24 protein-coding genes and 2 other annotated features are annotated in these 20533 nt (G+C 33.5%); of the genes, 22 read left to right on the top strand and 2 right to left on the bottom strand.

Going from position 1 to position 20533, the window contains the following annotated elements:
* Positions 1-21 precede the first annotated feature (21 nt).
* The 4 genes from AK212_RS05360 (at position 22) to AK212_RS05345 (ending at position 4131) form a co-directional block, all read left to right on the top strand.
* On the top strand, positions 22-702 hold the full coding sequence (locus AK212_RS05360; RefSeq protein ID WP_053029589.1) for a uroporphyrinogen-III synthase: 681 nt from the start codon (positions 22-24) through the stop codon (positions 700-702).
* On the top strand, positions 692-1666 hold the full coding sequence (gene hemB / locus AK212_RS05355; protein WP_053029588.1) for a porphobilinogen synthase: 975 nt from the start codon (positions 692-694) through the stop codon (positions 1664-1666). The genes AK212_RS05360 and hemB overlap by 11 nt, the downstream gene beginning before the upstream one ends.
* Before the next feature lie 24 nt (positions 1667-1690).
* Positions 1691-2974 (top strand): glutamate-1-semialdehyde 2,1-aminomutase, encoded by a 1284-nt coding sequence (gene hemL, locus AK212_RS05350; RefSeq protein ID WP_053029587.1) that lies wholly within the window; start codon positions 1691-1693, stop codon positions 2972-2974.
* Positions 2975-3054: 80 nt separating this feature from the next.
* Entirely contained in the window at positions 3055-4131 is a 1077-nt protein-coding gene (locus AK212_RS05345; protein WP_053029586.1) for an AbrB family transcriptional regulator, read from the top strand.
* Between the two features lie 211 nt (positions 4132-4342).
* Here the strand turns inward: AK212_RS05345 and AK212_RS05340 are convergent, their stop codons facing one another.
* Positions 4343-4897: a DNA-3-methyladenine glycosylase I gene (locus tag AK212_RS05340; protein ID WP_053029585.1), complete on the bottom strand. Its 555-nt coding sequence runs from the start codon at positions 4895-4897 to the stop codon at positions 4343-4345.
* A gap of 56 nt (positions 4898-4953) precedes the next feature.
* Positions 4954-5172 (top strand) — a binding site (T-box leader).
* A gap of 44 nt (positions 5173-5216) precedes the next feature.
* Between AK212_RS05340 and AK212_RS05335 the strand changes: the two genes are divergently transcribed.
* The 5 genes from AK212_RS05335 to AK212_RS05320 all read left to right on the top strand — a co-directional run bounded on the left by AK212_RS05335 (position 5217) and on the right by AK212_RS05320 (position 11062).
* A complete protein-coding gene (locus tag AK212_RS05335; RefSeq protein WP_053029584.1) occupies positions 5217-7847 on the top strand; it encodes a valine--tRNA ligase in 2631 nt (876 codons plus the stop codon).
* A gap of 11 nt (positions 7848-7858) precedes the next feature.
* Positions 7859-9121, top strand: a complete 1263-nt coding sequence (locus tag AK212_RS05330) for a bifunctional folylpolyglutamate synthase/dihydrofolate synthase (RefSeq protein ID WP_053029583.1) — start codon at positions 7859-7861, stop codon at positions 9119-9121.
* Positions 9122-9313: 192 nt separating this feature from the next.
* A complete protein-coding gene (locus AK212_RS14005) occupies positions 9314-10009 on the top strand; it encodes a prepilin peptidase (protein WP_080365526.1) in 696 nt (231 codons plus the stop codon).
* 15 nt (positions 10010-10024) lie between these two features.
* Positions 10025-10702: a RadC family protein gene (gene radC / locus AK212_RS05325; protein WP_053029582.1), complete on the top strand. Its 678-nt coding sequence runs from the start codon at positions 10025-10027 to the stop codon at positions 10700-10702.
* A gap of 78 nt (positions 10703-10780) precedes the next feature.
* Positions 10781-11062, top strand: coding sequence for a hypothetical protein (locus AK212_RS05320; protein ID WP_053029581.1), 282 nt, complete (start codon positions 10781-10783; stop codon positions 11060-11062).
* 57 nt (positions 11063-11119) lie between these two features.
* Here AK212_RS05320 and AK212_RS05315 read toward each other — a convergent pair whose 3' ends face one another.
* The gene (locus tag AK212_RS05315; protein WP_053029580.1) at positions 11120-11299 is read right to left on the bottom strand and encodes a hypothetical protein; all 180 of its coding nucleotides are present in this window, start codon (positions 11297-11299) and stop codon (positions 11120-11122) included.
* 168 nt (positions 11300-11467) lie between these two features.
* On the opposite strand from AK212_RS05315, the gene AK212_RS05310 reads away from it, so the two are divergent.
* The 13 genes from AK212_RS05310 (at position 11468) to tgt (ending at position 20529) form a co-directional block, all read left to right on the top strand.
* On the top strand, positions 11468-11944 hold the full coding sequence (locus AK212_RS05310; RefSeq protein ID WP_053029579.1) for a DUF4930 family protein: 477 nt from the start codon (positions 11468-11470) through the stop codon (positions 11942-11944).
* An 80-nt stretch (positions 11945-12024) separates the two neighbouring features.
* On the top strand, positions 12025-12150 hold the full coding sequence (locus AK212_RS13810) for a hypothetical protein (protein ID WP_107629785.1): 126 nt from the start codon (positions 12025-12027) through the stop codon (positions 12148-12150).
* Positions 12151-12347: 197 nt separating this feature from the next.
* The gene (gene mreC / locus AK212_RS05305) at positions 12348-13184 is read left to right on the top strand and encodes a rod shape-determining protein MreC (RefSeq protein ID WP_053029578.1); all 837 of its coding nucleotides are present in this window, start codon (positions 12348-12350) and stop codon (positions 13182-13184) included.
* The gene (gene mreD / locus AK212_RS05300; protein WP_053029577.1) at positions 13184-13693 is read left to right on the top strand and encodes a rod shape-determining protein MreD; all 510 of its coding nucleotides are present in this window, start codon (positions 13184-13186) and stop codon (positions 13691-13693) included. Before mreC ends, mreD begins: the two co-directional genes overlap by 1 nt.
* Before the next feature lie 46 nt (positions 13694-13739).
* Positions 13740-13815, top strand: a sequence feature (ribosomal protein L21 leader region).
* Between the two features lie 13 nt (positions 13816-13828).
* Complete coding sequence (gene rplU / locus AK212_RS05295; RefSeq protein ID WP_002448968.1) at positions 13829-14137, top strand: 50S ribosomal protein L21; 309 nt, start codon at positions 13829-13831, stop codon at positions 14135-14137.
* A gap of 3 nt (positions 14138-14140) precedes the next feature.
* Positions 14141-14461: a ribosomal-processing cysteine protease Prp gene (locus AK212_RS05290; RefSeq protein ID WP_053029576.1), complete on the top strand. Its 321-nt coding sequence runs from the start codon at positions 14141-14143 to the stop codon at positions 14459-14461.
* A gap of 11 nt (positions 14462-14472) precedes the next feature.
* Entirely contained in the window at positions 14473-14757 is a 285-nt protein-coding gene (gene rpmA, locus AK212_RS05285) for a 50S ribosomal protein L27 (protein WP_011275573.1), read from the top strand.
* 152 nt (positions 14758-14909) lie between these two features.
* A complete protein-coding gene (gene obgE, locus AK212_RS05280; RefSeq protein ID WP_053029575.1) occupies positions 14910-16202 on the top strand; it encodes a GTPase ObgE in 1293 nt (430 codons plus the stop codon).
* A gap of 11 nt (positions 16203-16213) precedes the next feature.
* Positions 16214-16669 carry an ACT domain-containing protein gene (locus tag AK212_RS05275; RefSeq protein ID WP_053029574.1) on the top strand — a complete coding sequence of 152 codons (456 nt, stop codon included), beginning with the start codon at positions 16214-16216 and terminating at the stop codon, positions 16667-16669.
* 12 nt (positions 16670-16681) lie between these two features.
* On the top strand, positions 16682-17287 hold the full coding sequence (gene ruvA / locus AK212_RS05270) for a Holliday junction branch migration protein RuvA (RefSeq protein WP_053029573.1): 606 nt from the start codon (positions 16682-16684) through the stop codon (positions 17285-17287).
* A gap of 51 nt (positions 17288-17338) precedes the next feature.
* Entirely contained in the window at positions 17339-18334 is a 996-nt protein-coding gene (gene ruvB, locus AK212_RS05265; RefSeq protein WP_053029572.1) for a Holliday junction branch migration DNA helicase RuvB, read from the top strand.
* 10 nt (positions 18335-18344) lie between these two features.
* Positions 18345-19370 carry a tRNA preQ1(34) S-adenosylmethionine ribosyltransferase-isomerase QueA gene (gene queA / locus AK212_RS05260; RefSeq protein WP_053029650.1) on the top strand — a complete coding sequence of 342 codons (1026 nt, stop codon included), beginning with the start codon at positions 18345-18347 and terminating at the stop codon, positions 19368-19370.
* Positions 19371-19389: 19 nt separating this feature from the next.
* Positions 19390-20529 carry a tRNA guanosine(34) transglycosylase Tgt gene (gene tgt, locus AK212_RS05255; protein ID WP_053029571.1) on the top strand — a complete coding sequence of 380 codons (1140 nt, stop codon included), beginning with the start codon at positions 19390-19392 and terminating at the stop codon, positions 20527-20529.
* Positions 20530-20533 lie beyond the last annotated feature (4 nt).

The raw sequence follows: 20533 nt of genomic DNA, 5'->3' as shown, positions 1-20533 counted from the left end.
ATTATAGAGGTGCAATGAATTATGAAACCAGTTGTAGTTATGACGCAATCGAGTGAATTTAATAGTGATTTAGTTGAAATAGTGCATAAGCCATTTATTGAAATTCAATCACTTGAATTTGACACTCAAGTTTTGCATCATAATTATGACTGGATTATTTTTTCCTCTAAAAATGCGGTTCGATTATTTTATCAATATTTAAATCAAGTAGATGTTAACTATGTAGCAGTTATTGGTAAGAAAACAGCAGAGCTATGTGAAACGTTAAATATTAATTTGGACTTTGTTCCTGATGATTACTCTCAAGAAGGGTTGTTAGAACAGTTTAAACAAGAAAATCAATCTATTTTAATACCAAGTAGTGCTATGGCGCGACCTAAACTTCATCAAACGTTAGCACTAACTAATAGTGTGACCAAAATCGATTTATATGAACCTATTGCGAATGATAGACATATTAGTGAAGTGATTCAACAAGTCGAAAGTCATAAGATTGATGCTATAACGTTTTCAAGTTCTTCTGCTGTAAACGCATATGTAAAGCATAATGTGCCGAAACAGTTTAATAACTATTTTGCAATAGGAAAGCAAACTGCGAACACATTACATCAACATGGTTTAAATTCATTGGTAGCAGATAAACAAACTTCAGAATCGCTTATAAATAAAATTATTGAAAGTTGGTATAATAATGAAATTTGATAGACATAGACGATTACGTTCATCAGAATCAATGCGTAATTTAGTTAGAGAAAATCATGTTAGAAAAGAAGATTTAATTTACCCAATATTTGTAGTTGAAAAAGATGATGTAAAAAGTGAAATAAAATCACTTCCTGGCGTTTATCAAATCAGTTTAAATTTGTTAGATGATGAAATTAATGAGGCATATGACTTAGGTATAAGAGCGATTATGTTCTTTGGTGTGCCGAATGCTAAAGATGATGTAGGTTCAGGTGCATATGATCATAATGGCATTATTCAAGAAGCGACTAGAAAAGCGAAAGCATTGCATCAAGATTTATTAATCGTTGCAGATACATGTTTATGTGAATATACAGACCACGGTCATTGTGGTGTAATCGATGAGCATACGCATGATGTAGATAATGATAAATCCTTACCATTGCTTGTTAGAACGGCTCTTTCACAAGTTGAAGCAGGTGCTGATATTATTGCACCAAGTAATATGATGGACGGTTTTGTCGCTGAAATTCGAAGAGGCTTGGATGACGCAGGTTATTATAATGTTCCAATTATGAGTTATGGCATTAAATACGCATCAAGCTTCTTTGGACCATTCAGAGATGCGGCAGACTCTGCACCGTCATTTGGAGATAGAAAAACATATCAAATGGATCCTGCAAATCGTTTAGAAGCATTCCGTGAACTTGAAAGTGACTTAAAAGAAGGCGCAGATATGATGATCGTAAAACCTGCGTTAAGTTACTTAGATATTGTTAGAGATGTTAAAAATAATACAAATATTCCTGTTATCGCTTATAACGTTAGTGGTGAATATGCGATGACGAAAGCTGCAGCTCAAAATGGTTGGATTGATGAAGAACGTGTTGTTATGGAACAAATGGTTTCTATGAAACGCGCTGGCGCAGATATGATTATTACTTACTTTGCTAAAGACATTTGTCGTTATTTAGATAAATAAAATAACTAGTAGGAGGACTTTGATATGGGTTACGAGAAATCGATAGAGGCTATGCAAGTTGCTGAAAATCTAATGCCAGGTGGTGTTAATAGCCCTGTAAGAGCATTTAAATCTGTAGATACACCAGCAATTTTTATGGATCATGCTAAAGGATCAAGAATTTATGATATTGATGGCAATGAATATATTGATTATGTATTAAGTTGGGGGCCATTAATTTTAGGACATAAGAATGAACAAGTCATTAAAAAACTTCATGAAGCTGTAGATAGAGGCACAAGTTTTGGTGCATCTACATTAGAGGAAAATAAACTTGCTGAATTAGTTATCGAACGCGTGCCATCAATTGAAAAGGTACGTATGGTTTCGTCTGGAACTGAAGCAACATTAGCAGCTTTACGATTGGCTCGTGGTTATACAGGACGTAATAAGATCGTTAAATTTGAAGGATGTTATCACGGCCATAGTGATTCATTATTAATTAAAGCGGGTTCTGGTGTTGCAACACTTGGCTTACCTGATTCACCTGGTGTACCTGAAGGCACTGCTAAAAATACAATCACCGTTCCTTATAATGATCTTGATGCAATTAAAGTTGCATTTGAGAATTACGGGGATGATATAGCTGGTATTATTGTAGAGCCTGTTGCAGGTAATATGGGGGTTGTTCCACCTAAAGATGGATTTTTACAAGGATTACGTGATATTACAAATGATTATGGTGCACTTCTTATTTTTGATGAGGTTATGACAGGTTTCCGAGTAGGATACAATTGTGCACAAGGTTACTTTGGTATTACGCCAGATCTTACTTGCTTAGGTAAAGTTATCGGTGGCGGACTACCAGTAGGTGCTTTTGGTGGTAAAAAAGAAATAATGGATAAAATTGCGCCAGTAGGTAATATTTATCAAGCAGGAACACTTTCAGGTAACCCGTTAGCGATGACAAGTGGTTATGAAACACTAAGTCAATTAACACCTGAGTCATATGAATATTTCCAAGAATTAGGTGATATGTTAGAAGAGGGACTTAAAAAAGTCTTCAGTAAACATAACGTCCCAATCACTATAAATAGAGCTGGTTCTATGATTGGATACTTCCTAAATGAAGGACCTGTCACTAATTTTGAAGAAGCAAATAAAAGTGATTTAGAACGATTTAGTCAAATGTATCGTGAAATGGCAAAAGAAGGGGTATTCTTACCACCATCTCAATTTGAAGGTACTTTCTTATCTACAGCACATAGTAAAGAAGACATTGAAAAAACCATCCAAGCATTTGATACTGCTCTAAGTCGTATTGTATAATGTTATGAAATAGAATGAGGTTAGGACTTTCAACTCGATGATGTCTTAACCTCATTTTTAATGAAAGAAGTGGATGCATAATGAAAAAAATATGGATCAATAACTTTATTCTTTTAGTGACAGCAATTGTAATAAGCTTGATACTGCATGTTGCACACATTCTTTTACCATTTATGTTTGGTCCTATTATTGCATCAATAATTGTCATTAAAGTATTTAAATTAGAGGTTAAATGGCCTTTTTGGTTCAGTCAGATTGGTCTTATTTTATTAGGTGTTCAAATCGGATCGACATTCACAACTGAAGTGCTTCATGATATCAATGATGATTGGCTGACAATTATTATTGTTACACTATTACTCATCATTTTATCGCTACTGATAGCATTCTTTTTTAAGAAAATAGCAAATGTTAACACTGAAACGGCGATATTAAGTGTTATACCCGGTGCATTAAGTCAAATGTTAATCATGGCTGAGGAAAATAAAAATGCAAATATACTCGTGGTGAGTTTAACGCAAACGTCTCGAGTCATTTTTGTAGTGATATTAGTACCAATGATTTCATATTTCTTTAGTAGCCATGGTGATAATGGCGTAACGCCTCTAAAAGCACCACCATTAACAGAAGTACTTAACTTATCGCAAGTTATATTACTCGTGTGTTGTATTGCCATTGTTTATAGTTTTATGGCGAAAATTAATTTTCCTACTAAACAATTATTAGCGCCTATATTAGTTTTGGTTATTTGGAATTTGACGACACAACACATATTTACACTGGATAACTATATCCTTGCTTCTGCACAAGTGATCTATATGATTAGAATCGGCCTACAGATTGCCAATTTACTCTCAGATTTAAAAGGTCGTATTGCCGTAGCTATAATTTATCAAAATGTCTTTTTAATCATTGGATCATTTATCATGGTATACGTTGTGCATCTGTTTACAAATAATAATATTAATGAATTATTTTTAGGTGGGGCGCCGGGAGGTATGAGTCAAATAGTTTTAGTCGCAATGGCAACTGGGGCAGATGTGGCAATGATTTCTAGTTTCCATATATTTAGAATCTTTTTTATTTTATTTGTAGTAGCACCTATCATTGGCTTTTTCTTACGTGGTGGTATATCGAAATTTCTGAAAAAAAGATGAGGTTGGAGCAAAATAGTTAGATAATATTACTTGGTAAATTTACAGTAGCCGATTGAACTAAGAAGATGCTTAAATCAAACGTTTAACAAACCTAGTTATCTTTGCTAGCCGGGTCCTAGCTAAGTGAATGTCATCATAAAAAGCTACAAGCTAAGCAAGCTGGGGCGGGACAACGAATGTACTTTATTTCTGTTCCGCCCCCATATTAATTTTATGAAGGTTTAGATGGGCATCCTTTTAAATGAGCGTCATATAACCCAGCCGCTTCTAAAAATGAAAATACAGTTACTGGACCAAGAAACTTAAAGCCATATTTTTTAAAGTCTTTAGACAATTGCTTAGCACGATCATCTACGGTTAATCTTTCCGAAGCATTTGTGTAGTTTAAATCAATGGGTTTGTGATTTACATAAGACCATAGAAAGTGGCTAAAGCTACCATAGTCTTTTTCTATTTCGAAATAGCCCTTGGCTTGTGACACAATGGCTTCTAACTTTTTACGATTATGAACAATATTTGGAAATTCCATTAATGCATCAATATCACTTGGTGTCATTTGTGCAATTTTGCTTGGTTCGAAGTTGTAAAATGCTTCTTCATATGAGTGCTTCTTTTTTAATATAGTGAGCCATGATAGCCCAGCATGTTGAGATTCTAAAGCCATTAGTTTAAATAAGGCTTTACTATCATATATAGGTTGTCCCCAGACATTGTCATGATAATCTAAGTAAGTCGGGTCTATTGTGCTAAATGCACATTCATTCATAAATATACCTCCAAGAGATTGACTTATCACGATTTCCATTATACTATAATTAAGTAATGAAATATATTATTGGGAAGAGTAAGTTTGAATGATAGCACAGAGAGCATATGGTCGGTGTAAATATGTATAACATTCAATCTGAAGGTAGCCCACTAGAACTTTTATTGAACAATTAATAAGTAGATAAAAGCGTGTTTGAGCGTTAATCAAATTAAGTGCAAGTATATGGATATATGCTTGAATTTAGGTGGTACCACGGAACATCCGTCCTATGTTATTTAGGAGGATGTTTTTTTAATTATTAGGAGGTTTTTAATCGATGAACATGGAGCCTAAGTATAATCCACGCGAAGTTGAGGCTGGGCGTTATGAAGAATGGGTAAAGAATGGTTATTTCAAACCCTCAGAAGACAAATCAAAAGAAACATATACAATTGTAATTCCACCACCCAATGTAACAGGTAAATTACATCTTGGACATGCATGGGATACAACGTTACAAGATATCATTACGCGAATGAAACGTATGCAAGGTTATGACACTTTATATTTACCTGGTATGGACCATGCTGGTATTGCTACTCAAGCTAAGGTAGATGCTAAATTAAAAGAACAAGGCATTTCGCGTCACGATATTGGGCGTGAAAAGTTCTTAGAACATGCATGGTCATGGAAAGAGGAGTACGCATCATTTATTCGCCAACAATGGGCTAAATTAGGATTAGGACTTGATTATAGTCGAGAACGATTTACTTTGGATGACGGATTAAGTAAAGCAGTGAGAAAAGTCTTTGTTGACTTATACAATAAAGGTATCATCTATCGTGGAGAACGTATTATTAACTGGGATCCCGAAGCTCGAACTGCGCTATCAGATATTGAAGTCATTCATGAAGATGTTCAAGGTCATTTTTATCATTTTAAATATCCTTATGCTGATGGTGAAGGGTATATTGAAATCGCAACAACAAGACCTGAAACAATGTTAGGAGATACTGCTATAGTAGTAAATCCAAATGATGACCGCTATAAAGATGTAATTGGAAAGACAGTTATATTACCTATTGTTGGTCGTGAATTACCAATATTAGCTGATGAATATGTTGATATTGATTTTGGTAGTGGGGCAATGAAAGTTACACCTGCACACGATCCAAATGACTTTGAAATTGGGCAACGACATGATTTAGAAAATATTATAGTCATGGATGAAAATGGTAAAATGAACGATAAAGCTGGTAAATATGCTGGTTTAGATCGCTTCGAATGCCGTAAACAGTTAGTTGAAGACTTAAAAGCGCAAGATTTAGTTATTAAAATTGAAGAGCACGTTCACTCTGTTGGGCATTCTGAACGTTCTGGTGCTATTGTTGAGCCGTACTTATCTACGCAATGGTTTGTAAAAATGAAACCACTAGCACAACGTTCACTTGATAATCAAAAAACGGATGATCGCATTGATTTTTATCCACCACGTTTTGAGAATACTTTCAATCGCTGGATGGAAGAAATTAGAGACTGGACGATTTCTAGACAATTATGGTGGGGACACCAAATTCCTGCATGGTATCATAAAGAAACAGGAGATATTTATGTTGGAGAAGAAGCACCTAAAGACATTGATAATTGGGAACAAGATGAAGATGTATTAGATACTTGGTTCTCAAGTGCGTTATGGCCGTTCTCAACTTTAGGTTGGCCAAACATCGAAGCCGACGATTACAAACGCTACTATCCTACGAATGCGTTAGTAACGGGTTATGACATTATCTTTTTCTGGGTTGCGAGAATGATATTCCAAGGTCTGGAATTTACAGATAGAAGACCATTCAATGATGTTTTACTTCATGGATTAGTTCGAGCTGAAGACGGTCGAAAAATGAGTAAGTCTTTAGGTAATGGTGTAGACCCTATGGATGTTATTGAAGAATATGGGGCAGACAGTCTCAGATACTTCCTAGCAACAGGATCATCACCTGGTCATGATTTACGTTACTCTACTGAAAAAGTAGAATCCGTTTGGAATTTCATTAATAAAATTTGGAACGGTGCACGTTTCAGTTTAATGAATATTGGAGAAGAATTTAAATTCGAAGATATCGACTTAAGTGGTAATTTATCACTTGCAGATAAATGGATACTAACTCGCTTAAACGAAACAATAGAAACAGTTACAAACTTAAGCGAGAAATATGAATTTGGTGAAGTTGGTCGAGCATTATATAACTTCATTTGGGATGAATTCTGTGATTGGTATATTGAAATGAGTAAAATCCCAATGAATGGTGATGATGAGGTACAAAAACAAACAACACGTTCTGTTTTAAGTTACACACTTGATCAAACGATGAGAATGTTACATCCATTCATGCCATTTGTCACTGAGAAGATATGGCAAAGTCTTCCGCATGAAGGAGAAACAATTGTAAAAGCATCTTGGCCAACTGTTAAAGAAGAATATATCTTTGAAGATAGTAAACAAACGATGCAACAATTAGTTGAAATCATCAAATCTGTAAGACAATCACGTGTTGAAGTGAATACACCACTTTCAAAAGCTATTCCTATTTTCATTCAAGCTAAAGATGAAAATATTAAAGCAACACTTATTGAAAATGCAGATTATATTCATAAATTCTGTAATCCAAGTGAATTAACGATAGATACACATATTGATATACCAGAAAAAGCGATGACTGCAGTAGTAGTTGCTGGTAAAGTTGTATTGCCTTTAGAAGGTTTAATCGATATGGATAAAGAAATTGCACGCTTAGAAAAAGAATTAGATAAATTACAAAAAGAACTAGATCGTGTTGATAAAAAATTATCTAATGAAAATTTTGTTAATAAAGCGCCTGAAAAAATCATCAACGAAGAAAAAGAAAAACAGCAACGTTATCAAGAAAAATATGATGGTGTGAAAAACAGAATTGAACAATTAAAAGCATAGGAGAATCGCCAATGAATTACCTAGAGAGTTTGTATTGGATACATGAGAGAACTAAATTTGGTATCAAACCCGGTGTAAAACGTATGGAATGGATGCTAGATCGTTTGAATAATCCTCAATTAAATATCAGAGGCATACATGTTGGTGGTACAAATGGTAAAGGCTCAACTGTCGCTTATATAAGAGCCGCTTTAGTTGAAAATGGTTATGAAGTAGGAACGTTCACTTCTCCATTTATTGAAACGTTCAACGAAAGAATCAGTTTAAATGGACTTCCAATTACAAATGATGAAATTGTTGAATTAGTTGAAATAGTTAAACCAATTAGTGAAGCTTTAGAACAAGAAACAGAATTAGGTGGCGCTACTGAATTTGAAATCATCACAACGATGATGTTCGTTTACTTTGGTCAAATCCATCCAGTTGATTTCGTTGTTGTTGAAGCGGGATTAGGTATAAAAAATGATTCCACTAATGTGTTTAATCCAATTCTCTCAGTACTTACAAGTATAGGATTAGATCATACAGATATATTAGGTAACACATATTTAGACATTGCAAAAGATAAAGGTGCAATTATCAAGCCGAATACACCTGTCATTTATGCTGTTAAGAATGAGGAAGCACTTAAATATATCCGTGATCTTGCAGAGAGTACTGAAGCAAAACCTATTGAACTTGATCGTGAAATCGTTGTGGTTTCACAGGATGATGAATTTACTTACCGATATAAAGATTATGAGCTCGAAACAATTATTCTAAATATGCTTGGAGAACATCAAAAAGAAAACGCATCTCTTGCCATTACTGCACTGATAGAACTTTACGAGCAAGATGTTATCACTTTGGATTTTAATAAGATGATTGATGCAATTGAGAGTGTTACATGGACCGGTCGCATTGAACAAGTCAAAGAGAATCCACTAATGATTATCGATGGTGCGCATAATAATGAAAGTATTGAAGCGCTAATTGATACTATCAAAAATTATTATGACAATGAAAAAATGGATATTCTTTTCTCAGCCATAAAAGGTAAACCGGTTCACGGTATGCTTAATAAACTTGAAGAAATATCAAATCACTTATATTTCACTGAATTTGATTTCCCTAAAGCACTAACTAAAGAGGAATTGTCCGAACAAGTAAATCTAGAAAATATTGAATTCATCGATGACTATGTGTCGTTCATAAAGAATTACGATGGTGACGGGCTATTAATTACCGGTAGTTTGTATTTTATAAGTGAAGTAAAAAGTAATACTGAGTTTTAAATTTATAGTAGTTTATTCCCAAGTTGTCTAGGTGACTAAAAATACCTAGTTGACTTGGGAATTTTAGTTATAACGATAATTTGAAAAACCGCTTCAATTTTTCCCTGTTTTTTAAATACTATATATTATTTATAATATAAATCACACAACTTATTTACTTTTATAGGGGAAGCGTTATACTTATTATAGGTGATGCTAGTGCTAATAACGTCTTTTGTTTGCAGTGTTCTATTTAGTTTTTTATATCAACTGACAAATATGACGCAATTAAAATTCAATTATCTAATAATGCGTTCTAAATGCGATTATTGTGACTCGAAATTACAATGGTTTGTTCTAATACCTATACTTAGCTTTTTTATTTTAAGAGGGAACACCGCTTGTTGTCACAATAAGTTAAAACGTCATTATATTATAGGAGAATGCTTATCGTTTATACTGATTCCGATAATTATTTATTTCGACGTCCAAGTGCATTTACCGCTTTTCATTTCCACGTATTTATTTTTACTGACCATGGCACTTTATGATATAGAAACATTATCCATTAATGTATTTATGTTAATTCTCTTCGCGATAGTGTGTACGGCACACTCAATATTTTATTTTTCCACATTTATTATTTTTTTCTTCATATTACATGTATTTTATTTTTTATCCCCTAAACACATAGGCTATGGTGATATACTACTTTTAACCATTTTATCCTGCTTTTTCCCTTATCATTTTTACGTAATATTTTTACTCTTTACGCTTTTTATTGCTATTATCGTATCTTCAGTTTTACTCATCACGAAACAGCAAACGTATATTCCATTTGTACCATTTATGTTTATTGGATTTATATTTGCAAGCTGTTTATACCATTCCACACTAATGTATTTATAGAAAGGTTGATAATTATTGAGAATTAAAAGTATGGCAAAGTCTGAATTACCTAGAGAGCGACTCATACATAATGGAGAGAAAAGCTTATCTAATAGTGAGTTGTTGGCAATTCTTATTAATACAGGAAGGCAAGGATTTTCAAGTATAGATATTGCCAATGAATTAATCATACGTTTTGATGGTTTAAAAGCGCTCAAACATTTATCAATAAATGACTTTACAAAAATTAAAGGAATAGGATTATATAAAGCAGTCATTCTTAAAGCTGCTTTTGAACTTGGTGAGAGAATGTATGCTAGAGACCTCAGTGAAAAGATTAAAATAACATCTCCAAGTGACGTTGCAGATATTATGATGTCAAAGATGAAAGATTTGACTCAAGAACATTTTGTTGTACTCTTATTAAATTCTAAAAATATTGTGATTAAAGAAGAAACAATTTATAAAGGAACATTGAATGCATCCGTTATTCATCCACGAGAAGTCTTTAAAGCAGCTATTAGAGCATCTAGTAATGCCATTATCGTATTACATAACCATCCTTCTGGCGATGTCACACCTTCTAAAGAAGATATAGCAACTACTATAAGATTAAAAGATTGCGGTGAATTATTAGGGATTCAAGTCCTTGATCATATTATTATTGGAGATCAGAAATATGCAAGTTTAGTGGAAGAAGGTTATTTTGAATAAGTCAATTTAAAGAATGATTTGTTTTAATGATTAATCATCTTGTATAATTGTGTTTGAAAAATTTTATAGAGGTGCTTTATGACATTATTTTTAATCATTGGGATTTTGATACCAGTTATATATGTATTAAGACTTACAATTAAAGAATACACCATTGGACTTAAAGAAATGCTTGTTACAGTTGTTCTTTCTATGATAGGCATTGCGATATTTACCGTGCTAGGCGTGTTGATTAGTGGCCAAGATATAAATATTGCTACATTAATTTTAGCTTCGTTAATTACAGGGGCTATATGGGGGATATTACTATCTAGCATTTATAAATTATTTAACTATCTAAGACATACATTTCGTAAATAAAAACTAGCCATTGCAATATCAATTATGATAAGTGATAATGCATGGCTAGTTTCCAATTTATTGAATATAGGCGGATAATACTTGGAAATTTTCCATAATCCAAAGTATACCTTGATATCCTAAATATAATCCTAATAGTATTAAGGCTGCAGATATTACAAATCTAAGAATTGCAAAACCAACCCTAAATAGCAATATCACAAGTAATGCAATTAAAATGATACTCACAATACTCATTATCAACACTCCTCATGAATATCCATAAACAATAATATAGTTATATTATAAAACATTCTTGATTAATTTGGTATCATACTTTAGTGCATACCATTTTCATGCTTAAGACTGATGATGTTGTGACAACGGTCATTTATAATAATATGGAATACTATTGGAGGGTATTTAATGCGATTTTTACTTAGTATTATTAAAAATATCATTGCAGTCATAGCTATTATTTGTATTATATATTTTGCATTAAAATACGCACCATTTTTAAGAGATCAAGATTGGAATCCAATTAATCATCCTATTAATAATGAGCAAGTCAGTAACGCACCAAATAATTTGAATCGTCCACAAAATATTCCGGCTAATGGTAAGCATTATGAAATCCAAGATAATGATATTTTACAAAATATACCAGCAAGTCAAACTAGAAATGTATTTAAATATTTGGATAAAAAAGAGTTTATGGCGGTTTCTGGTCTAGGTAGAATGGGATATAATGACAATTATTTAGCAGGTCAACGTGATGATGAATTCATTATTTATAAATTTGGTAGTGATCATATTAAAGTATATCGAACTGAAATAGAAATGGAACAAGATTTAAATGCGCTCGGTCAATATATTGAATTAAGACCTTTTGATGCATATTAATTAAGTTTTCATAATTGAACTCGCTTATTTTCTGCGTTATGGTTATGTTATAAACTAAATTTCGAAGGTTGGTGTGATGAATGTCTGAACAATCTAAAGAAAAACAAGCAAATGAACAAGCTAAAGCGCAAAATCTTTTCGCGAAATGGAGAAAAGATGAAAAACTTTATAGTGATGATGATAAAAAAGATAAAGACAAAAAGTAAAATTAATTTCAAAATGAGTTTGATGAGTAAGATTAGATAATATAGGCTATGTAACACGTTTCGCATTAGTCTAGTTATCTAATCTCTTTTTTATTTTAAGATGATACTATAGAATAAACTTAGTGCTTTATTTAAGACTCCGAGTAATATAAAATAATATAGGATGATTAAAATTAGAATTTATAGAGGTGTTATGAGTGCAAAAGTTTTTCAAAAATAACAAATTAATTGTTGTTTTTTGTGCGGTTATTATTTTTATTGCACTGATTGGTTTGTCATTAAAATCGCAGACGCAATCACCTCCTGAACAATATGTAGGGGATTCCGTTTCTCTTGGACAAAGAGTCGTGAGCTATCCTGTCAATTTTGTTACTGGAGCGATTAATAATCTTTTTAGCTCAAATAAAACAACTGATAATAATAAAGTGAAACAGCTAGAGGCTAAAAATGAAAAGCTAGAAGCGGAAAATAAAGATTTAAAAAAAGAATTAGATATGACTGACATTTCTAAATATGATCCTATTTCTGGTGCAGTAATCGCTAGAAATGCAGATCAGTGGATGAATACAGTTATTATCGATAAAGGTAAAAAAGATGGTGTTAAATCTAATATGGCTGTTATGACCGCTGAAGGTTTAGTTGGAAGGGTAACGAAAGTCAACCAATTTTCAGCTCAAGTAGACTTATTATCAACGAATACAAGAACAGGTAAATTGTCTGTTAATATTCAACATGATTCTAAAAATGTGTTTGGCTTAATTGACCATTACGATAAAAAGAATCAGGAACTTGTGATTGGAAATATTAATAATAAAGATAAGATTTCAAAAGGCGATAAAGTTGTTACAAGCGGATTAGCCGATCAATTGCCAAGTGATTTATACATAGGTGAAGTTACCAAAGTTGAGAATGATGAGTATGGATTAGCAAAAGAAGTGAGCGTTAAGACGGGTGCCAATTTATCAGATATTAGCCACGTTTATATTGCCAAAAAAGATCCTGACAATGGTACGGATGAAAGCAGGGACAATTGATGAGAGTAATGTGGTACTTAATTGTTGGCGTTGTGTTGTTTTACATCGACAGCATCATTGGACTTGTGATACCGATGCATTTTGGTCATTTTGAGTTTAATCTTATCCCACACTTAATGTTATTATACATTTTGTTGTTAACAATTTATCGTGGCTTCGGTATAGGATTAATCTTTGCAGTATTATTTGGAATTGTAACGGATGTTTATACCGGTAGTGTATATGGTTTATATATGTTTGGTTACTTAGCACTCGTGGTTATTTTCGATAAATTCCTTAACGTTTTTTATCGAGATTATACTATGGTTTTTGTACTAAGTATTGCAAGTATCATTGTGTTTGAGATTTATATAGCAATGATATATGGTGTGATTGGGTTCGCAAATATTGATATCATTAATCTTATTTTATTGAGATTAATACCAACAGTCATAATGAATATCTTATTGTTAATGATTCTATTTCCTATATTTATGAAATTAATGAAAAAAACACAAAATCAAGATTGACACATAGATGTAGTAATGGTAAGATGCAGTAGTTGAGTAGTTTTATAGCTACATACAACCGCTCAAATATAGGTTTAAGAACATTTCGATGTCACCTATATATGGCGTGACTTATAATTATAGGAGGTGCAAAGTATGTTTGCTATTATCGAAACAGGCGGTAAACAAATTAAAGTAGAAGAAGGTCAAGAAATCTTCGTTGAAAAATTAGATGTTAATGAAGGTGACTCATTCACATTTGATAAAGTTTTATTTGTAGGTGGCGATTCAGTTAAAGTTGGTGCGCCAACTGTTGAAGGTGCTACAGTTACTGCTACAGTTAATAAACAAGGACGCGGTAAAAAAATCACTGTATTTACGTACAAACGTCGTAAAGACTCTAAACGTAAAAAAGGCCATCGTCAACCATACACTAAATTAACTATTGATAAAATCAACGCTTAATCTATGATTACGGTTGATATTACTATTAATGATAGTGGAAAAGTAACTGACGTTATCATGGATGGTCATGCTAATCATGGTGAATATGGTCATGATATTGTTTGTGCAGGTGCATCAGCGGTTATATTTGGAAGTGTTAATGCGATTCTAGGTTTAACGACTGAGAAACCAGACATTGATTATGAAGATGACGGAGGTCATTTTCATATCAGAAGTGTAGATACAAACAATGAACAAGCGCAACTAATTCTTCAAGCGATGTTAGTTTCTTTACAAACGATTGAAGATGAATATAATGAAAATATCAGATTAAATTACAAGTGAGGTGTATCCCGATGTTAAAATTAAACTTACAGTTCTTCGCATCTAAAAAAGGGGTAAGTTCTACTAAAAACGGTCGTGACTCTGAATCTAAACGTTTAGGTGCTAAACGTGCTGACGGTCAATACGTTACAGGCGGTTCAATTTTATACCGTCAACGTGGTACTAAAATTTATCCTGGTGAAAATGTAGGTCGTGGTGGCGATGATACATTATTCGCTAAAATCGACGGCGTTGTTCGTTTCGAACGTAAAGGTCGTGACAAAAAACAAGTTTCTGTTTATGCAGTAGCTGAATAATTTTGTCTAGTTAACACCAGAAGTGAATGCTTCTGGTGTTTTATTTTGCTTTTATAGAATTTAACTAACTTTATTGTGTTAGTTTTTTATACTTTAATGGATAATGATATAATATTGTCATTGAAGAACAAATCGTAAAAGAGGTGAGATATATGTTTGTCGATCAAGTTACAATATCTCTTAAAGCCGGTGATGGTGGTAATGGTATCACAGCTTATAGAAGAGAGAAGTATGTCCCATTTGGTGGACCTGCTGGTGGTGACGGTGGTAAAGGCGCATCAGTAGTTTTTGAAGTAGATGAAGGTTTAAGAACATTATTAGATTTTAGATATCAACGTCACTTTAAAGCTAAAAAAGGTGAAAATGGACAAAGTAGTAACATGCATGGTAGAGGTGCCGAAGATTTAGTATTAAAAGTACCACCTGGCACGATAATAAAAAGTGTTGAAACGGATGAAGTTTTAGCAGACTTAGTTGAAGATGGCCAACGCGCTATAGTTGCTCGAGGTGGACGAGGCGGACGTGGTAATTCTCGATTCGCAACGCCTAGAAATCCGGCGCCTGATTTTAGTGAAAATGGTGAACCTGGTGAGGAATTAGATGTTACATTAGAACTGAAATTACTTGCTGATGTTGGATTAGTAGGATTCCCTAGTGTAGGAAAATCAACGTTGTTATCAATCGTTTCCAAAGCTAAACCCAAAATTGGTGCCTATCATTTCACTACGATTAAACCGAATTTAGGTGTTGTTTCAACACCAGACAATAGAAGTTTTGTAATGGCTGATTTACCAGGTTTGATTGAAGGTGCTTCCGACGGTGTTGGATTAGGACATCAATTTTTAAGACATGTTGAACGTACAAAAGTAATTGTGCATATGATAGATATGAGTGGATCAGAAGGCAGAGATCCATATGAAGATTATCAAATCATTAATAAGGAATTAGTTAATTATAAGCAAAGATTAGAGGATAGACCTCAAATCGTTGTAGCTAACAAAATGGATATGCCTAACGCAGAAGACAATCTAACGCTATTTAAAGAAGAAGTAGATAAGGATGTTGTAATCATTCCTGTCTCAACGATTACACGTGATAATATTGATCAATTGTTATATGCGATAGCGGATAAATTGGATGAAGTTAAAGATATTGACTTCAGCGTCGATAATGACGAAGAAGTAGGTGTTAACCGCGTACTTTATAAACATACGCCTTCACAAGATAAATTTACTATTACGCGAGATGATGATGGCGCTTATGTTGTCAGTGGTAATGCTATTGAAAGAATGTTCAAAATGACAGACTTCAATAGTGATCCTGCAGTTAGAAGATTTGCTCGACAAATGCGCTCAATGGGTATTGATGATGCATTGAGAGAGCGTGGTTGTAGTAATGGAGACATCGTTAGAATTTTAGGTGGAGAATTTGAATTTGTAGAATAGGAGTGCTAACAGTGGACAACAAAGATTATAAAAAGTTTTATTTGATACGAGAAGATGTTTTACCTGAATCAGTGGTTAAGACATTAAAAATTAAAGATGCTTTAAAAAATAATCCGGAATTGTCCATTTATGAAGCAGTTAAATTATTCGATCTTTCCCGGAGTGCATTTTACAAATATAGAGAAACCATATTTCCTGTAGATGAGAAAATGCTAGACCATCGTGAATTTACACTCATCCTTTATGTAAATGACATTGTAGGAATGCTAGCACAAGTACTGAATACTATTTCTAAACTACAATTATCTGTACTTACAATTCATCAAAGTGTACCTATGGAAGAGAAAGCTACGATAACGCTATCTTTAAGCGCCCAAAATACTACGATTTCAATTGACGAAATAATTAAAGCTTTACGAAATATTGATCATGTTTCTAAAATCGAATTAATCAGTATGAGTATGTAAGGAAGGTTAATAATGTACGCTTATATTAAAGGGAAATTAACACAATTATTTCCAACTCACGTAGTTGTTGAAACATCGAATGGAGTAGGGTACGAAATTCAAACACCTAATTCTTATCGTTTTCAAAAATATTTGGACCAAGAAGTAGTCATATATACTTCTTTGATTGTTAGAGAAGATGCAGAGTTACTTTATGGCTTCATCAATGAAGAAGAAAAAGATATGTTTTTAAGTTTGATTAAAGTAACAGGGATAGGCCCTAAATCTGCATTAGCAATTTTAGCGACAAGCACTCCAAATGAAGTTAAACTAGCCATTGAGAATGAAAATGACGCTTATTTAACGAAGTTTCCAGGTATAGGGAAGAAAACTGCGCGTCAAATTGTGCTTGATTTAAAAGGAAAAGTACAAATTACAACAGAAACAACTGAATCACTACTCAGTATCAATGAAAATAGTTCAAATAATGAGCAACTAGTGAAAGAAGCTTTACTTGCGCTTGAAGCTTTAGGATATTCAAAACGTGAAATAGCTAAAGTTGAAAAAGTATTGAACAAATCATCATTTGATTCAGTTGATGAAGCAGTGAAACTCGGCTTAAAAACACTGGTATCTTGATTTTTTAAAAGCAGAGACGAAACATTAACTAATGTAACTGGGGGAGAAAATATGGATGACAGAATGGTTGATCAATCTTTGCATAATGAAGAAACGTCTTTCGAGCTGTCACTTAGACCAACAAGATTAAAACAGTATATAGGACAATCTTCAATTAAGAATAATCTCGAAGTATTCATTAAAGCGGCTAAACTTCGTGAAGAACCATTAGATCATGTACTTTTATTCGGACCACCAGGACTTGGTAAAACAACACTATCTAATATTATTGCAAATGAAATGGATGTTAATATCAGAACTGTTTCAGGACCATCATTAGATAGACCTGGTGACCTAGCTGCGATACTTTCTGGCTTACAACCTGGCGATGTATTATTTATCGACGAAATTCACCGTTTAAGTAGTACTGTAGAAGAAGTGTTATATTCTGCAATGGAAGATTTCTTCATTGATATTATTATTGGTAAAGGTGACGAGGCGAGAAGTATTAGAATAGACTTACCTCCATTTACGTTAGTTGGTGCAACTACACGAGCTGGAAGTTTAACAGGCCCATTGAGAGATAGATTTGGTGTTCATCTAAGATTGGAATATTATAACGAAAATGATTTAAAAGAAATCATTATCCGTACAGCAGAAGTTTTAAATACTAAAATTGACGATGAAAGTGCGACTGAATTAGCGAAACGTTCGCGAGGTACACCACGTGTTGCCAATCGTTTATTAAAACGTGTCAGAGACTTTCAACAAGTTAATGAAGATGAACAAATTTATATTGAAACAACGAAACAAGCTTTACAATTACTACAAGTAGATGCAGAAGGTTTAGATTATATTGATCATAAAATGATGAGATGTATTATAAATCAATACAATGGAGGACCTGTAGGACTGGATACAATAGCGGTATCTATAGGCGAAGAACGTGTAACCATTGAGGATGTCTACGAGCCTTTTTTAATTCAAAAAGGCTTTATAGAACGTACACCTAGAGGTAGAAAAGCCACTGCATATGCGTATGAACATTTCAAAAATTTTAATAAATGAGGGAATAAAAATGAATGTTGAGGAATTTGATTATGACTTGCCTGAATCATTAATTGCTCAGACCCCTTTGAAAGATAGAGACCAAAGTAAATTATTGGTGTTAGGTAGAAAAGATGGTCACATCACACATAAACATTTCAAGGATGTGATTGATTATTTAGAAGCTGGTGATACGCTTGTCTTAAATGATACGCGTGTTATGCCTGCACGATTATTTGGTTTGAAAGAAGAAACTGGCGCAAAAGTTGAAATGCTAATGCTTACCCGAATTGAGGATAACGATTGGGAAGTATTACTTAAACCTGCAAAACGAATTAAAGTGGGTAATAAATTATCTTTCGGAGACGGTAAGATTGTAGCTGAATGCATCAAAGAATTAGATCAAGGTGGACGTATCATGCGTTTACATTATGAAGGAATATTAGAAGAAAGATTGAATGAACTTGGTGAAATGCCACTACCGCCATATATTAAAGAACGTTTAGATGATCCTGATCGTTATCAAACTGTATATGCCAAAGAAAGCGGCTCAGCAGCAGCGCCAACAGCTGGGCTACATTTTACAGATGAATTGTTAGATGATATTAGAGCTAAAGGAATAAATATTGCATTTATAACCTTACATGTTGGATTAGGTACATTTAGACCTGTGAGTGTTGAAGACATCAATGACCATGAAATGCACAGTGAATATTACCAAATGACACAAGAAACAGCGGACTTATTAAATCAAACTAAAAAAGAAGGCCACAGAATCATTTCTGTAGGTACAACATCTACTAGAACCTTAGAGACGATTCGTAGAGATTATAGTGAATTTGTAGCTGTCAGTGGCTGGACTGATATTTTTATCTATCCAGGATTTACGTACAAAGCGATAGATGGTTTGATTACTAATTTCCATTTACCTAAATCAACGCTTGTCATGCTTGTTTCCGCATTTAGTAGTCGAGAAAACATTTTAAACGCATATAAAGAAGCTGTTAACTTGGAATATAGATTCTTCAGTTTCGGTGATGCGATGTTAATTATTTAATGAATGAGAGGTATTAAATATGCCAGCAGTAACTTATGAACATATAAAGACTTGTAAACAATCAGGCGCACGCTTAGGTATTGTTCACACACCACATGGTTCTTTTGAAACGCCGATGTTTATGCCAGTAGGTACAAAAGCAACCGTTAAAACAATGAGTCCTGAAGAATTACGCCAAATTGAAGCTAAAATTATACTTGGAAATACGTATCATTTGTGGTTACAACCTGGAAATGATATTATCAAACAAGCTGGGGGTCTACATAAGTTTATGAATTGGGATGGCCCAATTCTTACTGACTCAGGTGGTTTCCAAGTATTTAGTTTAAGTAATCTTCGTAAGATCAGTGAAGAAGGCGTTGAGTTTAGACATCATACGAATGGATCGAAATTATTTTTAAGTCCTGAGAAATCGATGGAGATTCAAAATGATTTAGGTTCAGATATTATGATGGCGTTCGATGAATGTCCACCTATGCCTTCAGAATATAAATATGTAAAAGACTCAATTGAACGTACGACACGATGGGCTGAACGTTGCTTAAAAGCGCATAAGCGTCCTGATGATCAAGCGCTCTTTGGTATTATCCAAGGTGGAGAATACAAAGATTTAAGAGAACAAAGTGCGAAAGAATTAGTTGCACTAGATTTCCCTGGATATGCAATCGGTGGCTTATCTGTAGGTGAACCCAAACCAGTAATGTACGAAATGGTTGAACATACTGTGCAATATATGCCAGAAGATAAACCACGTTACCTTATGGGTGTAGGGTCTCCAGATGCGTTAATTGAGTGTAGTATACGTGGAATGGATATGTTTGACTGTGTTTTACCGACGCGTATCGCTAGAAATGGTACATGTATGACATCGAACGGAAGATTAGTGATTAAGAATGCTAAATATGCCAACGATTTTAAACCACTAGATGAAAATTGTGATTGCTACACATGTAAGAATTATTCACGCGCTTATATCAGACATCTGATTAAAGCTGAAGAAACTTTCGGTATCCGTCTTACTACTATTCATAATTTACATTTTCTGCTAAAAATGATGGAAGATATTAGACAAGCGATTCGAGAAGATCGTCTTTTAGATTTTAAAGATGAATTCTTTGAACAATATGGGCTTAATGTAGAGAACCCTAAAAATTTCTAAATAA

Origin of the sequence: Staphylococcus borealis (genome assembly GCF_001224225.1) — a bacterium.
In the GTDB taxonomy this organism is placed as follows: Bacteria; Bacillota; Bacilli; order Staphylococcales; family Staphylococcaceae; genus Staphylococcus; species Staphylococcus borealis.
This window is presented reverse-complemented; position numbering and strand designations above follow the sequence as displayed.

Bases quoted from the DNA above. Each gene is read 5' to 3' on its own strand.
- obgE (WP_053029575.1), top strand. From the start codon at position 14,910: ATGTTTGTCGATCAAGTTACAATATCTCTTAAAGCCGGTGATGGTGGT.
- ruvA (WP_053029573.1), top strand. From the start codon at position 16,682: ATGTACGCTTATATTAAAGGGAAATTAACACAATTATTTCCAACTCAC.
- rplU (WP_002448968.1), top strand. From the start codon at position 13,829: ATGTTTGCTATTATCGAAACAGGCGGTAAACAAATTAAAGTAGAAGAA.
- AK212_RS05340 (WP_053029585.1), bottom strand. From the start codon at position 4,897: ATGAATGAATGTGCATTTAGCACAATAGACCCGACTTACTTAGATTAT.
- AK212_RS05335 (WP_053029584.1), top strand. From the start codon at position 5,217: ATGAACATGGAGCCTAAGTATAATCCACGCGAAGTTGAGGCTGGGCGT.
- mreD (WP_053029577.1), top strand. From the start codon at position 13,184: ATGAGAGTAATGTGGTACTTAATTGTTGGCGTTGTGTTGTTTTACATC.
- AK212_RS05345 (WP_053029586.1), top strand. From the start codon at position 3,055: ATGAAAAAAATATGGATCAATAACTTTATTCTTTTAGTGACAGCAATT.
- rpmA (WP_011275573.1), top strand. From the start codon at position 14,473: ATGTTAAAATTAAACTTACAGTTCTTCGCATCTAAAAAAGGGGTAAGT.
- tgt (WP_053029571.1), top strand. From the start codon at position 19,390: ATGCCAGCAGTAACTTATGAACATATAAAGACTTGTAAACAATCAGGC.
- AK212_RS05330 (WP_053029583.1), top strand. From the start codon at position 7,859: ATGAATTACCTAGAGAGTTTGTATTGGATACATGAGAGAACTAAATTT.
- AK212_RS14005 (WP_080365526.1), top strand. From the start codon at position 9,314: ATGCTAGTGCTAATAACGTCTTTTGTTTGCAGTGTTCTATTTAGTTTT.
- hemL (WP_053029587.1), top strand. From the start codon at position 1,691: ATGGGTTACGAGAAATCGATAGAGGCTATGCAAGTTGCTGAAAATCTA.
- AK212_RS05315 (WP_053029580.1), bottom strand. From the start codon at position 11,299: ATGAGTATTGTGAGTATCATTTTAATTGCATTACTTGTGATATTGCTA.
- queA (WP_053029650.1), top strand. From the start codon at position 18,345: ATGAATGTTGAGGAATTTGATTATGACTTGCCTGAATCATTAATTGCT.
- AK212_RS13810 (WP_107629785.1), top strand. From the start codon at position 12,025: ATGTCTGAACAATCTAAAGAAAAACAAGCAAATGAACAAGCTAAAGCG.
- hemB (WP_053029588.1), top strand. From the start codon at position 692: ATGAAATTTGATAGACATAGACGATTACGTTCATCAGAATCAATGCGT.
- AK212_RS05320 (WP_053029581.1), top strand. From the start codon at position 10,781: ATGACATTATTTTTAATCATTGGGATTTTGATACCAGTTATATATGTA.
- AK212_RS05290 (WP_053029576.1), top strand. From the start codon at position 14,141: ATGATTACGGTTGATATTACTATTAATGATAGTGGAAAAGTAACTGAC.
- AK212_RS05310 (WP_053029579.1), top strand. From the start codon at position 11,468: ATGCGATTTTTACTTAGTATTATTAAAAATATCATTGCAGTCATAGCT.
- ruvB (WP_053029572.1), top strand. From the start codon at position 17,339: ATGGATGACAGAATGGTTGATCAATCTTTGCATAATGAAGAAACGTCT.
- AK212_RS05360 (WP_053029589.1), top strand. From the start codon at position 22: ATGAAACCAGTTGTAGTTATGACGCAATCGAGTGAATTTAATAGTGAT.